General features: G+C 38.0%; 22 protein-coding genes. 20 read left to right on the plus strand and 2 right to left on the minus strand.

Going from position 1 to position 14,206, the window contains the following annotated elements; translation table 11 throughout:
• Nucleotides 1-14: 14 nt before the first annotated feature.
• The 17 genes from J7I80_RS04645 (at nucleotide 15) to J7I80_RS04725 (ending at nucleotide 11,152) form a co-directional block, all read left to right on the plus strand.
• Nucleotides 15-878 (plus strand): phosphotransferase family protein, encoded by an 864-nt coding sequence (locus tag J7I80_RS04645; protein ID WP_214736219.1) that lies wholly within the window; start codon nucleotides 15-17, stop codon nucleotides 876-878.
• Between the two features lie 47 nt (nucleotides 879-925).
• Entirely contained in the window at nucleotides 926-1,369 is a 444-nt protein-coding gene (locus J7I80_RS04650) for a hypothetical protein (protein WP_214736220.1), read from the plus strand.
• 99 nt (nucleotides 1,370-1,468) lie between these two features.
• Complete coding sequence (locus tag J7I80_RS04655; protein ID WP_214736221.1) at nucleotides 1,469-1,993, plus strand: hypothetical protein; 525 nt, start codon at nucleotides 1,469-1,471, stop codon at nucleotides 1,991-1,993.
• 34 nt (nucleotides 1,994-2,027) lie between these two features.
• On the plus strand, nucleotides 2,028-2,792 hold the full coding sequence (locus J7I80_RS04660) for a class I SAM-dependent methyltransferase (protein WP_251027599.1): 765 nt from the start codon (nucleotides 2,028-2,030) through the stop codon (nucleotides 2,790-2,792).
• Nucleotides 2,793-2,858: 66 nt separating this feature from the next.
• Complete coding sequence (locus tag J7I80_RS04665) at nucleotides 2,859-3,437, plus strand: NUDIX hydrolase (RefSeq protein ID WP_214736222.1); 579 nt, start codon at nucleotides 2,859-2,861, stop codon at nucleotides 3,435-3,437.
• Between the two features lie 24 nt (nucleotides 3,438-3,461).
• Nucleotides 3,462-3,752, plus strand: coding sequence for an SdpI family protein (locus J7I80_RS04670; RefSeq protein WP_214736223.1), 291 nt, complete (start codon nucleotides 3,462-3,464; stop codon nucleotides 3,750-3,752).
• Between the two features lie 148 nt (nucleotides 3,753-3,900).
• The gene (locus J7I80_RS04675; protein WP_214736224.1) at nucleotides 3,901-4,824 is read left to right on the plus strand and encodes an alpha/beta fold hydrolase; all 924 of its coding nucleotides are present in this window, start codon (nucleotides 3,901-3,903) and stop codon (nucleotides 4,822-4,824) included.
• Nucleotides 4,825-4,932: 108 nt separating this feature from the next.
• Nucleotides 4,933-5,352, plus strand: a complete 420-nt coding sequence (locus J7I80_RS04680) for a GNAT family N-acetyltransferase (RefSeq protein ID WP_214736225.1) — start codon at nucleotides 4,933-4,935, stop codon at nucleotides 5,350-5,352.
• Between the two features lie 65 nt (nucleotides 5,353-5,417).
• Complete coding sequence (locus tag J7I80_RS04685) at nucleotides 5,418-5,585, plus strand: hypothetical protein (protein ID WP_214736226.1); 168 nt, start codon at nucleotides 5,418-5,420, stop codon at nucleotides 5,583-5,585.
• 72 nt (nucleotides 5,586-5,657) lie between these two features.
• Nucleotides 5,658-5,834, plus strand: a complete 177-nt coding sequence (locus tag J7I80_RS04690) for an amino acid transporter (protein WP_214736227.1) — start codon at nucleotides 5,658-5,660, stop codon at nucleotides 5,832-5,834.
• A gap of 101 nt (nucleotides 5,835-5,935) precedes the next feature.
• The gene (locus J7I80_RS04695; RefSeq protein ID WP_214736228.1) at nucleotides 5,936-6,166 is read left to right on the plus strand and encodes a hypothetical protein; all 231 of its coding nucleotides are present in this window, start codon (nucleotides 5,936-5,938) and stop codon (nucleotides 6,164-6,166) included.
• Nucleotides 6,167-6,285: 119 nt separating this feature from the next.
• On the plus strand, nucleotides 6,286-6,933 hold the full coding sequence (locus J7I80_RS04700) for a hydrolase (protein ID WP_214736229.1): 648 nt from the start codon (nucleotides 6,286-6,288) through the stop codon (nucleotides 6,931-6,933).
• A 69-nt stretch (nucleotides 6,934-7,002) separates the two neighbouring features.
• On the plus strand, nucleotides 7,003-7,875 hold the full coding sequence (locus tag J7I80_RS04705; RefSeq protein ID WP_214736230.1) for a phosphotransferase family protein: 873 nt from the start codon (nucleotides 7,003-7,005) through the stop codon (nucleotides 7,873-7,875).
• A 63-nt stretch (nucleotides 7,876-7,938) separates the two neighbouring features.
• Entirely contained in the window at nucleotides 7,939-8,859 is a 921-nt protein-coding gene (locus J7I80_RS04710; protein ID WP_214736231.1) for a DMT family transporter, read from the plus strand.
• Nucleotides 8,860-9,021: 162 nt separating this feature from the next.
• Nucleotides 9,022-9,846, plus strand: coding sequence for a VanW family protein (locus J7I80_RS04715; protein ID WP_214736232.1), 825 nt, complete (start codon nucleotides 9,022-9,024; stop codon nucleotides 9,844-9,846).
• A gap of 119 nt (nucleotides 9,847-9,965) precedes the next feature.
• Complete coding sequence (locus J7I80_RS04720; protein ID WP_214736233.1) at nucleotides 9,966-10,838, plus strand: proline iminopeptidase-family hydrolase; 873 nt, start codon at nucleotides 9,966-9,968, stop codon at nucleotides 10,836-10,838.
• A gap of 74 nt (nucleotides 10,839-10,912) precedes the next feature.
• The gene (locus J7I80_RS04725; RefSeq protein WP_214736234.1) at nucleotides 10,913-11,152 is read left to right on the plus strand and encodes a hypothetical protein; all 240 of its coding nucleotides are present in this window, start codon (nucleotides 10,913-10,915) and stop codon (nucleotides 11,150-11,152) included.
• Between the two features lie 136 nt (nucleotides 11,153-11,288).
• On the opposite strand, the gene J7I80_RS04730 is transcribed toward J7I80_RS04725, so the two are convergent.
• Nucleotides 11,289-11,468, minus strand: a complete 180-nt coding sequence (locus tag J7I80_RS04730) for a hypothetical protein (protein WP_214736235.1) — start codon at nucleotides 11,466-11,468, stop codon at nucleotides 11,289-11,291.
• Between the two features lie 292 nt (nucleotides 11,469-11,760).
• On the opposite strand from J7I80_RS04730, the gene J7I80_RS04735 reads away from it, so the two are divergent.
• Nucleotides 11,761-13,296 carry a DUF4145 domain-containing protein gene (locus tag J7I80_RS04735; protein WP_251027600.1) on the plus strand — a complete coding sequence of 512 codons (1,536 nt, stop codon included), beginning with the start codon at nucleotides 11,761-11,763 and terminating at the stop codon, nucleotides 13,294-13,296.
• Between the two features lie 48 nt (nucleotides 13,297-13,344).
• Here J7I80_RS04735 and J7I80_RS23450 read toward each other — a convergent pair whose 3' ends face one another.
• Nucleotides 13,345-13,470 carry a hypothetical protein gene (locus J7I80_RS23450; RefSeq protein ID WP_023614463.1) on the minus strand — a complete coding sequence of 42 codons (126 nt, stop codon included), beginning with the start codon at nucleotides 13,468-13,470 and terminating at the stop codon, nucleotides 13,345-13,347.
• Nucleotides 13,471-13,691: 221 nt separating this feature from the next.
• On the opposite strand from J7I80_RS23450, the gene J7I80_RS04740 reads away from it, so the two are divergent.
• Both J7I80_RS04740 and J7I80_RS04745 read left to right on the plus strand, forming a co-directional pair.
• Nucleotides 13,692-13,838, plus strand: coding sequence for a hypothetical protein (locus J7I80_RS04740; RefSeq protein WP_214736236.1), 147 nt, complete (start codon nucleotides 13,692-13,694; stop codon nucleotides 13,836-13,838).
• 183 nt (nucleotides 13,839-14,021) lie between these two features.
• Nucleotides 14,022-14,183 (plus strand): DUF3934 domain-containing protein, encoded by a 162-nt coding sequence (locus J7I80_RS04745; RefSeq protein ID WP_214736237.1) that lies wholly within the window; start codon nucleotides 14,022-14,024, stop codon nucleotides 14,181-14,183.
• Nucleotides 14,184-14,206 lie beyond the last annotated feature (23 nt).

The raw sequence follows: 14,206 nt of genomic DNA on the forward strand, positions 1-14,206 counted from the left end.
AGGAGGGATGTTAGATGTTAAATCGTGTCATTCAGAAATTTGGTTTGCAGACACAATCGATGAACGAGGTTGAAGATTCTCATAGTTCAACAGTCTATAGATGTACTTTATCAAAGGGTGACACTGTTTTTTTGAAAATTCCTTATACTAAACTGAAGTTCCAGCGCGAGTTGGAAGCATATGAAATATTAAAAGGCAGAGTGTCCATTCCTGAACTATTGGATTATTGGCCAGGTGATGAAGAGTGCCCTGGAGCTTTTTTATTATCTGAATTGGAAGGATGCCCTTTGACAGTGGAGTCATCGCCATCAGCAGCGTTTCAAGTGGGAGTCCTCCAAGCTGAGATGCATACTATTCAACCGCCTGCTGATAAGGTATTGAATGGAATCCAAAATGAATTTCCGAATTGGTCTAATTTTGTTGAAAAGCAATTTTACAGCTTTGCTGAGGATGTAAAGGATGTCTTGGATCCACAATTATACCGACAAGCGATTGAAAAATTTGAAAATATGAAGCATCAGCTGCCATCTCCGGATGGAGCTAGTTTTGTACATATGGATTTTCGACCGGCCAATATAATCGTTGACGGTAATAAAGTATCAGGAATGATTGATTTTGAGAGTGTCCGGTTTGGTTCAACAGAAATGGACTTTACAAAACTTTATCGTGATTTTTTACGATTTGACTTTTCTTTGTATAAATCATATAAAGACGGCTATAACACCATCCGCCCATTGATTGACTTAGACATTGTCCTGCCTTTTTATCAATTCACAGATGCCTTTAATAGCATTGGCTGGTGCAAGCGCCGCGGAATTGAGAAAAACGCTCTGTTCCTGGAAGAAAATTTATTGAGATTAAAAGGTTTTTTACAGTAAAGTCATGGGTGTAAAGAGACACTACAAGAGAAGTTAAGGAGATTCTTATGAGATCGATGGTATGGTGGTTCGTCCTATGTGTTATCTTTGTTTACCTAGTGGATTTATTTACTTTTAAACCCCATGTGATATCAGGGAATGGCAATTTAGGGCTTTTATTTGTCGGGCCTGCATTAATTATCTTTATTTTTTTTGCAATAAGTTTATGGAAGGGGTTAGGAAATCTTAGAATAAAATCCAGCTCATCTATAATGATCGGTATGGGAGCATTTGCTCTTTTTATCATCTTTTTGATTTTAGAGTATAAATTTGCAACTAATCTAATAAACGATTTAGGTGGATCCCCTAAGGAACCCTCTTCAAAAATATATCGTTTTCCCTGGTTGAATCAGTATACAAATACGATTTTTATTAATTTTTACACCCTGGGCATGCTGGCAACTGGAATCAGCTTCCTGAACATACTGTTTAAAAGAATAAAAGGAAAATAACTGACATGTCGCTTCATTCTGTTAAAATGAATTATAGAGATTAGGAAAAATATTCCTTTATTGTTTTAAAATTACGGTATTACAAATGGGGGAGAAAAAATGGAAAAACAAAATTCAGTTGCCAAAGTGCTTCGCATCATAGGATTAGCAATAATGATAGGCGGCTTTATCCTTGCAACGATCGAGGGTCCCGGGGAATCAGATAATGGGGGAATGACTTTAACTGCCCTGTTTTCCAGCTTTGTCACAGGTATGCTTTTCATAGGTTTCTCTGAAGTTATTACCTTGCTGCAAAAAATTTACCTTCAACTTTCTCAGAACAGTTCCGGTGATCATGAAAAGTCAAACGACAAAGATGATGTTGAACAGACACAAGTCCAAAAAGATTGGCAACTGTCACAACTAGACCTTGATGCTATTCAAGAATTGTACCCTGGTCAAAATGTAAAAATCCTAGCCACACCATTTGAAGATTATTGCGTCATACAGATAGAGGGAGAAGAAAACATAGAAGTGGTAGAGCTTGGTGGATTCAAGCCAATGAAAATTACTGCTGATTCCGAACCCAAACTTTTTAACAAAATACAAGAATGGTTTAGCAATCGATCTTCCCAAGGAATTTAGGATTCTATCAAATCTTATTTTAAGGTGATAAAAAATGAGCATCAGCGAAGCAGGAGAGCAGAACAAGAGAGCCTGGGAATATCGGGCGTATGAATTTTGGAACAGGCGATATGGAGAACCAGAGGATTTTGCTGTGCGGCTCATTGAAAATCCGCTAGAACAGCTAAAGAAACACAAGTCTTATTTTGATAACATTGCTGGAAAAAAGATTGCCAATCTTTGTGGTTCAAATGGCAGAAAAGCAGTGCCTTTAGCTTTATTGGGTGCGGAAGTTACCGTATTTGATATATCAGAGGAGAATAAACAGTATGCTTTAGAGTTGGCGAATCACTCAAAGACATCTATCGAGTATATTGTCACAGACCTATATGATATCGATCAGATCAAATATGGCGGCCACTTTGACATGCTTTATCTCGAAGGCGGCATCTTACATTACTTCCACGATCTTAACCGCTTAATGTCCTTGCTTTATTCAATGCTAAAAACTAATGGTTTGTTGGTTTTAAGCGATTTCCATCCTTTTAGAAAATGTATTACAAAGAAAACAGACGGTCAGTACCAAGTTGAAGATAACTATTTTGATGAAGAGATACATAGCGGAGATGTAGCCTTTAAACATTTTTTTGGTGAGCAAGAGCAAGAAAACTTCCCTGAAGTTCGTGTCAGATACTATACAATCAGTGAAATCATTAATGCTTCCATTGCAGCAGGGTTTAAACTGAAAAAATTCGAAGAGCACCGTGGTTGGAATGGTGAAAATATTCCATGGGAATACACTATTGCTGCGAGTAAATAAACTGGTAAATCAACTTGTTTCCGCATCTCATAAAATAGCAAAATAAATATTCAAATGGAGAAATGTATGAAATGGAAGACATTAAAGTCGGAGTATCTTTATAGATCGCCTTTTGGCAACTTGAGAATGGATCAATGTGAGCTTCCAAATGGAACTATTCTAAATGAATACTATGTGAATGAATACTCTGATTGGGTTAACGCCATCGTCATCACAAAGGAAAATAAGGTGGTACTTGTTGAACAATATCGCCATGCTGGCGGTGAAGTATATTTGGAAATTCCTGCAGGTAAAATGGAAGAAAACGAAACATACGAAGAAGGGATACTAAGGGAATTAAGGGAAGAAACAGGATTTACATCAAGCATTAGTCCAATAAAATTAGGTGAATTTATGGTCAATCCAGCCATTCAATCTAATAAAGTCATTACTTATCTTATAGTTGATGCATATAAGGAATCTGACCAAGATTTAGATGACAATGAAGATATTAAAGTCCACTTATTTGATTTCATTGAGATGGGAAAGGCGTTAAAAGAACATATAATTAATACCCAGCTCTTTACCGCATATGCCTATTATTTGGCAAAGGATATTCTTGCTGAAAACTCCTTAGATTCTTTCGAAAAACATAGGATTTTATGATGCTGATTTTATGGGGGGATGCAATTGAATGAAGGGTTATTATTTGGAGCTGTTATCATAATAGCTGGGATCATACTATCTTTATTTCCACCTAAAAAGATTAACAGCATTTATGGGTACAGAACTGCGAGTTCAATGAGAAATAAAGAAAATTGGGATAAAGCAAATAAGTATAGCAGCCGTTTGATGATTATTTTTGGATTAGTAATACTTTTAATTTCATTTATTTTTAAAAGTACAATGATAAATCTAATAACGCTTGGCGTTTCAATATTACTTATTTTTATTTTAGTTGAAACTAAAATTACAAAGTGATGAAGTCCAGCTGAAAAGATATTTTACTAAGTTGTCGCCAAAAACAGGCGACATTTTTTAATATCAAGTTGGAAAAGGAAGGAATCATTTTAATCATTATCGAATTATAATCTACAGAGAAAGATTTGGTAATTTAATGGAGGAAATAATGAGTTTACCTGCGATAGCTAGAAATATAATAGGCATTATTGGCTTGCCTTTTACGCTCTGGAACTTATCTATGAATAGAAAAAATAGAGTTAGCCCGCCTGGACAGATCATTAAAACGAGATTGTCAGAGGTGCACGCAATTGTGAGCGGAGATGGACCTGTCACTGTCATACTTGAAGCAGGTTTCAGTTCAACCTCAATTGATTGGTGTTATATACAACCGGAAATTTCCAAGTTTGCTCGTGTCATTTCTTATGATCGAGGGAGTTATGGATGGAGCAGGACGAAGAGGAAAACGATGACCTCTTTAGATAGTGTCGAGGAAATTAGAGACATCCTTAGCCATCTCAAAATAAAACCACCTTATATACTCGTCGGCCATTCATTTGGCTGCCTTTCAATGAGACTCTTTGCGAGTATGTACCCAGATGAGGTTGTGGGCCTTGTTTTAGAAGATGCTGCACACGAAAATCAATATGTGCTTTCTCAGGAAAATATTAAACGTATAAAGAAATTTAAGAGGCTTGTGACATTTGGATATGTTACCTCATTAGTCGGCATACCAAGAGTGTTAAAACAAAAGATAGGCCGGAAATTCCTTGCAAAGGAATATGATGATTCACTTAACTATATCGGATATACGCCAGGCGCATATAAATCAGCATACCAAGAATATGTGGATTCCATTACATCCGCTTCACAATTATTAGCTGCTCAACCATTGCGGCAGAATTTACCTGTTATAGTGATCAGTGCAAAAAAACAACCTGAAAGTTGGAAGAAAAATCAGCTGCTGTTAACCGATTTAACCAACAATACAGAGCAGATTGAAGCAGATACCGGGCACTCCGTTCATCTCGAAAACCCAAATATCGTAATTGACAGTATTTTAAAATTGATAAAAATGAAGTTTAGCAAATAAAGTATGGATACAAGCTTTCTTACTACCATTAGTGTTGTTTTTTCGAATACTGGAGGGACAAGTATACGACGGATATGATTTAATCTAAAAGTTAAGGGAGATTGCATTTTGAAATTTTTAGAAATAGCTCAATTTATTGATCTAGATGAAATTGTGAAAATTGATGAGGAAGTAATCGGTAGCAGTAGAAGGTATGAATTCATAAGGAATGCCATAGAAGACGAGAGATGTATTGTTGTCAAAGATAAGAATCTTATGGTTGGCTTTTTAATATTTGATATTCATTTCTTTGATAGTAGCTTTATTTCACTGATCATTATTAAACCAACTGAAAGACGAAAAGGATATGCTACATCGCTTATTGAATATTTTACAAGTAAGTCCCCAACGCAGAAAATTTTTTCTTCAACGAATAAATCGAATCACATAATGCAAGAAGTTTTTAAAGCTAATGGATTCATACAAAGTGGTTTTATTGAAAATTTAGAAGAAGACGATCCAGAGATTATTTACTTTAAATCTTTATAATTACTTGTTCAATATTTTTTCTACTAAGAATTGTTAAGGCATACCTTAAAAAGGAGGATGTAAGGATGAAAAAAAGTGGGATTTTTACGTATACAGCATTGGCATTTTCTATGGGGATGGTCTTAGGATTTTTGATCTCTCCAGCGAAGAATGGTTTTGGCAATAATTCTAGTATTAACATAAAGAATTACTATTATAACAATCCTTCAGGGGATGATGAATCAGCTCGTTAGCCTAGAAAGGAGATTGCTGGAAAGATATTGAATATTAAATAAGAGGATGTATCTATATCAAGGAGGGCTAACATGTCAGATAAAAAACCCATCAATGATGCAATGGAGCACCTTAGTAATATCGAAGGCTACCCAACCAATGTAGATATAAAAGATTTACCGAAACCATTAAGATATTTTGGATATTTCATGATCGGCTTTTTTTCACTATCTTTACTCTTTATCATTATAGCTAAATTTTTGACATAACAATCGACTCCTTAACCGGCTGCTTAAAGCCGGCTTTTTATTAAGCGAAAGCAGAAGTTTAGCACAAAAAATGTGTTTTTTTGAAGGCAAAGGGGCATGTAATGAATAGAAAAATCGGTATCATTTTATTTGTTTTTATCTGTTTTTTAATATGGCTCTATTTTGCAATATATGAATCTTCCATTCATAACTGGTGGACAGTCAATGAGATTAAGCAGGCAAGTGCTGATACTGTTCAGATAGGTATCTCATTTGTAAAGGTTTTGTCAGGGACGGTTGTATTTATTTTAAGCGGCCTTTTAATCTATTTCATGATGAGAAAGAGAGATTAGTCTTTAAACCCGAAGCAGTACGTTACAGATTTGATAAAAAAGAAGTGAGAAAACAAAGGGATTTCAAACGCAATTCTTGAAATAAAATAGGTGATAAGGAATTAAAGGGGAGAGTATTTTTGGGTTCAAGAATAATGCATTCGATTATTGGGGAAAAAATTGCACAGGCATTATCAATTGAAGACAAGACTTCATTTTTGCTTGGAAGCATTGCTCCTGATGCAGTTTTTTCACATGATGAAAAGAACTTATCACATTTCTTTATAGGGGATGTAAAGGATTATTCAAGATGTGTGGATTATAAAGGATTTTTACATAAATATGGTTCGCATATAGATCATCCTTATATACTTGGGTACTTTGCTCATTTAATTGCTGATGATATCTGGTTAAGAGGATTCTATCTTTCTTGGTTGAAGAACAGAATGGATGCCGATGAAGGACTATATAAGCTATATCATAATGATTTTCGTTTGCTGAATGGAAAGTTATTAGAACACTATGGCTTAACAGATGAATTGATGAATTCATTTAGTCATTTTCCTGCAATCATCGATTTGGATGAAGTCACTTCTACAGATGTAGAAGGATTTGTTCCATATGTGTTAGGAGATATGGAATACGATGAGGGAGTCCTTGATGAAGAGCTTAATGTCTTTACTTATAATCAGATGGTGGGCTATATAGAGACATCCGTTGACCAGGGGATACTGAATATCAAACCAATTCTTAAAAAACAAACTATAGTTGACCATAAAGTCATTTAAACAAAAAAGTGTTCAATTCAACAGGTATAGAGTTGGTTAGATTAGTCACATTTTAGGGAGCTTTAATAAATGAATAAATTCATTGAAAGTATACAACGTGTTTATCCTGACCTGGTCTTTAGGGATTTTTATGTTAATGAAATCGGCCAGAATAATGACGTTATTGTTGTAAATGATTCTTTGGTCTTCCGATTTCCTAAATATGTACAAGGGACCGTTCAATTGAGAAGGGAAACCGAGATTTTAAAATACATAGAAGATAAAGTATCCATCCCAATCCCAGTCCCAATTTATATATCTTTTGACGATTCGGAACCAGGAAAGGTTTTTACTGGTTATCCCTTAATTGAAGGCAATCCTTTTTGGAGGAATAGTTTACTGGGAATTAAGAACGAGGTGCAGCTTAAAGGACTGGCATCACAGCTGACTTCTTTTCTTTCAGTCCTCCATTCTATTTCTGGAGAAACAGCAAGCCGGGAGTTACAGTTGGAGCTTCTTCATCCTCGTGAGGAAATGATTGAACTTTTTGAAAAGATTCAACATAAATTATTTCCTTTTATGAAAAAAGAATCCCGAACAGAAGTAACAGAATCATTCGAGAAGTTTATATATGGAGAGGCACTTTCAAAATTAGATCTTTCACTGATCCATGGGGATTTCGGTGCTTCCAACATTTTATGGAATTCAGGGACATGTGAAGTTACCGGTATCGTCGATTTTGGTGGATCTGGCATAGGGGACCCGGCGTATGATTTTGCGGGACTACTTTCTAGCTACGGCGAGGACTTTTTTAATATGTGTGTTGATGTATATCCGAACGGCAAAGAAATAGCTAACCGTGTTCATTTTTATAAAAGTACTTTTGCGTTACAAGAGGCGTTGCATGGGATTGAAAATGATGATCAAGAGGCCTTTGAAAATGGGATCAAGAATTATAGATAATTTTATTTTTTTACGATGAAGATTGTGAGCTTGAGCTATGAAGAAGGGGGGGGACGGAAAGAGATGCTCCAGAGACTTGGAAATGCACCGTATTTTCTGTTGGTAGTAGCGGCATTGTTTTGGGGCGGAAATGCGGTGGCCGGGAAGTTTCTTTCTGATTCACTTCCACCGGTGACGATTTCGTTCACTCGTCTGGGCATAGGTGTGCTCATCATGTCCCCGGTGATCATCAGGCTGTTCAAACACGAAAAGGCTGCCTTCCGTGACCACTTTAAGCTGCTTTTATTTCTTGCAGTAACGGGTGTGATGGGCTTCAATTTGCTCATCTATTGGGCTGTCAATTATACGACGGCCATCAACGCGTCCTTGCTGAACAGCACGAGTCCGTTGTTTATTTTCCTGCTGTCAGCGCTTTTGATTGGTGAAAAAATGGAGCTGAAGTATTGGATTTCGCTGGTAATTTCGATGCTTGGTGTCCTAGTTGTCATTACACATGGTTCGATTGAAAGAATGATTGCCTTACAGTTTAATATTGGAGATCTGATTATGGTGCTCGCAGTCATTTTGTGGGCATTGTATTCCATTTATATAAAAAAGATATCTGGGAAGCTTCCTTCTCTTACGATTTTTGGTTTTACCCTGGCAATAGGATTTATGTTGATGATTCCCGCAGTTGCGATCGAACTGTCGTTGGTCTCGGTGGGTACGGTTGGTCTTCCCGAGTGGACTGCGTTACTTTACATAGGAATCTTTCCATCGATTTGTTCTTTTTTATTATGGAATCGAGGAGTTGCAATGATTGGCCCATCAAAGGCGTCGATCTCGTTGAATCTTATCCCAGTGTTTGGTACCGTGTTCGCCTTCTTTGTTCTTGGTGAGGTGATTTCCGTGCCGCAGATCATTGGAGGATGTCTAGTTTTTGTCGGAGTGTTCATTACTTCTTTTTCAAAGAAGAAAACAGTACAATTGGCTGAGGAAGCATAGTATTACTAATAGACTAATCAAAGAGAGTCTCATAACAATTGGAACACTCTTTTTTGGATGCTTCGGCGAAAAAGGAAATGAAGCTGTTTAGGCGAATTTAATAGGTATTGAATTAAACCCGTTTAGTTTATTTTTAGTATAGAGAATTGTCAGGAGGCCATAATGGAATCTTTAAAGCCTATCTCTAGAAGCCCTTTAAGAATTTATCTCGGAAAAAAGTATTACCGTTCTAAGAGATACTTTGACTGGGTCTTTGGGAACAAGAAATTCTCTTTTAAAAAAGAAGATCATCCGCTGAAACATCAAGTGTTCGCTCATCAAACTTTACTCCTTCGAGAATTGAAGGATGTTGATATGTGGTTACAGCATAATAAGGTGAAGAATCTTGAAATCGCTACTCAAAAGCTTAATAAAATCATCATTCGGCCTGGGGAAACCTTTTCTTATTGGCGTTTACTTGGCAATACAACGAAAAGGAAAGGGTATGTGGATGGAATGATCCTTCATTATGGCAAAGTCACAACCGGGGTAGGTGGGGGGCTATGCCAACTATCGAACTTGATTTATTGGATGACATTACACGCTCCATTAACCGTGACTGAAAGATATCGCCATAGCTATGATGTTTTTCCGGATTCCAAAAGAAGTCAACCCTTTGGAAGTGGAGCTACATGTGCCTATAACTATCTTGACTTACAGATAAAAAATGAAACAAATAATACATATCAATTAGTAGTGTATTTGAATGACACTCATTTAGTTGGTGAATGGAGATCGGATACCCCTCCAATCGAATCATATGAAGTTTACGAAAGGGAGCATGCCATCACTTTGGAATATTGGGGAGGATATGTCAGGCATAATCGAATTCATCGTAATGTTTATAACCATGATAAAATACAAATTGATGATGAGTTTGTTACAGAGAATCACGCGATTATGATGTATGAACCTTTGCTGGAGCAAGATACTGTCAAAAGTATTTGATGTATGTACTTTTGTTGTAGTTTACAAGGTAATACAGAATGGATGCTCATAAATGAGTAAGCGTGCTGCAAGAAGACTGCTTTGGAATCAGTGAAAATAGTATATAGGAGGAATTACATATGTACGAAGAAGGTTTTGTGAATGTTACCGGGGGAAGAGTCTGGTATGAGATTTACAATAAGGATGAGGAAGGGACACCGGTTGTCATTTTACATGGAGGGCCGGGATCATCGACTTATTCGTTAAAAGGGTTGAAGGCGCTTGGTAAGGATCGTCCTGTGGTTATGTATGACCAGCTCGGCTGCGGAAAATCAGACCGTCCGGATGATCTATCGCTTTGGAAAATTGACCGGTTCGTTGAGGAGTTAGGGCAGGTTAGGGAGGCACTTAAGCTCGACGAAGTACATATTCTTGGACACTCCTGTACGACATTGGCGGCGGCTTATGTGCTGACAAAGCCAACTGGAGTGAAAAGCGTGATTTTTTCAAGTCCGTGTTTGAGTGCGCCGATGTGGGAAGAGGACCAAAAGCGGAATATAGCCAAGCTGCCGGCTGAGGTGCAGGAAACCATTATCCGCTGTGAAGAAAGCGGAGAGACGGACTCTGAAGAGTTTAAGGCTGCGATCAAGGAGTTTAACAAGGAATTTGTTTTCCGGGGTGTGCCAGATTTGGAATGGCTCAAGGCTGGAGCGGGCATGAAGAATCCTGTTGTGTATGAAACAATGTGGGGACCTTCTGAATTTACCGTGAAGGGAAATCTTAAGACATTTGATTGCACACCTCAATTGGGAGAAATCGAGAGTCCGACGCTCTATACTTGCGGCCGTTTTGATGAGGCTACTCCGGAATCGACGGAGTATTACGCCAAATTGACACAAGGAGCAGAGTTCCATGTTTTTGAAAAAAGTGCCCATATGCCATATATGGAAGAGCCGGAAGAGTATCTGCAGGTGATTGGTGATTTTCTTAAGAAAGTGGATCGCCAGGTGTGACTTTTGCTATACTCCTTAGTTCAACCTTTATGCTATGTTAACAGTGTTAATTAAGTCATAAAGGAGTTTTTATCATGAGCTGTGGATGTTCTCGATTAGAAGATGGCAAAGCGATTGTTGACCATGTGAAAAGCAAAGGCAAGGAAAAGATAAAGCCACGTGTGGTGCACGAGATCGCTTGCGAATGCGGTGAAATGTTCACAATGGAAACCGTCATCACAAACTGCCCAAGCTGCGGCATGACATATGGCGTTACACCTTGCAGTTCCGGCGATATCAATAAGGTCAAGGCTGCTGGAATCCAATACGCATAATGAAAAAATCTCTCGAGATGTCGAGAGATTTTTTTGTTGGTTATGGAATGATGGGAGTGGATTGGATTGCGGGGCTAAATCCTTAGATTAAGAAATATTCAGCTATAAACTGGGTGCTAAAATACATGTTGACAGACTAAATCGCCGAATCAGCTTCCTCGACAAGTTCAAAATGAGTTTTGAATACTGTATGTTTTTTGCCCTGTTTATTTGTAACAATATAGGTCATATCTAACTCTCGGTCGACATTATATTGGTCACCCACGTTGAATTCCACTTCTAAACCTTCATTATTGATGCAAATGACTTTTCGCATAATGATCCTCCTGGGAAATGAATCCTTGTTTTAATATAGTTTCGCAAGGAGAGTATATTTTATGTCGCTTTTTTAGAGTGGGTGAGCGTTTGTAATTAGAATGAAAAATTGGTAATAATCGATCGTGATTTCCATTTCGCCAATAAAGTTGTCAAAATCGCCAATAAAACGAAATTATGGCCAATAAAATTGCCAGACACTCATAAGGCTGTCTTCCAATTTACGGTTTACGATAAAATGAGTCTATTATTATGATAAAATCAAAGGTAGACTACAATCGGGGGACCAATTTATGAGTGCAAATACATATTTTTATCAATTTGTAGAGCCGATTTCAAAGGAATTGGCGTTACTGGCTAAGGAATTAGAAAATAGTATCTTTTCCAGCCCGAGAACGATGCTGACTCATTCGCGGGTGTTTATTGAAAATATTTTGCAGCAGGTGACGAAAGCAGAGGGGATGCCTGAGGACCCAAGGACTGGTTTGAAGGAACAGCTGGATTTGCTCAATGACCAGGGTTATTTGATTCCAGAGATTCGCGACGCACTTCATTTGGTGCGGAGGATGGGGAACCAGGCGGCACATGATGCGCGTATGTTCCGCTTTTCCGAGGCGCTTTTATCATGGGAAGCTTTGTATAGCATTGTGAAATGGTATGTTGAAGTGTACGGTCCAGTGGATGTGGTCGTGCCGGAATATCAGGATCCATCCCCACGGGCAGAAAAGGCATTTGATATGTCTGAGCTAGAGGTCAGGTTAAAGGGTTTGGAAGATCTGTTGAAAAATCCTCCTCCGCAACAAACTGAAACTATAGCGAAAGCAGAGGTTGCAGCGGCTGTTGCTGTTCCTGCTGTTGAGGTTCAGGAAACGCCTGGGTTTACGCCAATCCGGACGATAAATTACAAGGGCAGGACACTTGATATCCCTTATTTCTTACGAGATGCGTTTCTTTTGCCGCAGCGATTTGATAAATCGGAAACTTTCCTTATTCGTCTTGGTGATGAACAGGAAGCGCGGATCATGAGTGAGCTGCCAGGGGATCTAGAGGGTCTGCACAAGAATGTGAAGCGTTATAACGAGAAGAATGATGAGCAGTTTTTCGAAGAGCTTGGAACTTTTATTGAAGAGGAGAAAGTTCGCAGAAACCTGACATTGAAGCGTCAAGGGGAGCTGTTCTTCTTTTACAAGGCGAGTCATATTGTGGTGACGGAAGAATTGAAAAAAGTTCCGTTAACTGCCGATGAATTCACGGGTATTCCAAGTTTGTTAAGGCAATTGAATGAGGATCAAATCTACACCGTTGGCCAGCTGCCAATGGAGCTTGTGATTTTAGCGAAGTATGCCAATGTTGGAGTAGGTACGGTTGAAAAGTTGTTCGACCAACTGAAGGCAAAAGTAACAGACAATGCTATATATGCAGATGACGACACTTCTACAGAGCGGAAAAGCTTCAAGAAGTGGGAATCTTTATATGTAAAAGTAAAACTGAATGGCGGTCAAGCAATTATTGAGGGTGCTAGCGTTCCGGCGATTTGGAAGGAAGCGTTGAAATGGATCGAAGACAAGCGTCTTCCATTGTACGATCTGGTAAAAGCGGGGATCATCCTAGGGTCTACCGATAATGGCAAGCGTTATGGTATTGCCCTCCAGCCGATCCATCCAGATCAAAGGCCATTTACGCAGCTTCATACCTATCAGTCTCAACTTACAGGTGAAGTATATTATCTAGAAACGAAGATTAATCCAAAGTCGGGGCTTGAGACATTGAGCAAGATTTTGACTCGACTGGGTGTTGAGGTGGATATCCCGCTTTTGAAGGGTGAATAGTAACGACAGACTGCCGTGGTGACGCCACGGCAGTTTTTTAGCATTATGTTACTTCCTCTTTTGGGCTTTCAACTTGTTCATTTCCAGTTCAGCTGCATATTCCTCTTGAGATTTACCTTGCTTGAAGCTTTCAGATTGGATTTTCCTGAACTTGTTGTCATTTTGATTTGGCATAAAAAAACCTCCTTTTTATCATGAGTATTTTGTTCAAAGTTTGGAGGATTATTCTGTCACTCAGAAGTGAAAAATAGAAACTATAATTAACTGGTTAAATTTCTCATAATTCTATATTATTTTGCTATTCCGGATATAATGAAAGCGCTTTACATGTGAAACTATTCACAAGTATAATAAGAGTGTAAATAAAACATTATTCATTTCCTGGAGGAATCGCAATGTTAGCTGACCTTATCTATGAATTTAAAAGCTGGTGGATTGGAGATTTACCAAGGGTCGGAAATGAGGAATTTGAAAGAATCGAATCAAAGCATACGAGAGTTCATCATGATGAAGATATATATGAAATCATTCGAGTGCATTAAAAGCACAGCAATCTGCAGTCCGATTCCAAAATGAGTTGGACTGTTTTTATTTTATAGTAGATAATAACTTCTGACTGTTATATGATTAGACTTCCTTAATGTTTGTTTTTTCCTATGCGAAAATGGATAAAACTAAACAATGAACGTACAACAATGAACGTACAAGAATATGGAGTTGATCTTTTGAGTAAAGCAAAGGGCAAGAGCGGAACAGGTAGAGGTACTGGCAAGAAAGGCTGGAATCGCTGGCAAGCTAGTGCAAATAAAGCTAAGAGTTTCAAGCCGTACAAAAGTAAAGGTGTAAAACATGGGGATGCTTCAAAGGATGGAGCCTCTGAAAAATAGTGACTGTAGTTTAAAAAGCGTTG

The sequence above is a fragment of the Bacillus sp. ISL-41 genome, from assembly GCF_018613235.1.
In the GTDB taxonomy this organism is placed as follows: Bacteria; Bacillota; Bacilli; order Bacillales; family Cytobacillaceae; genus Mesobacillus.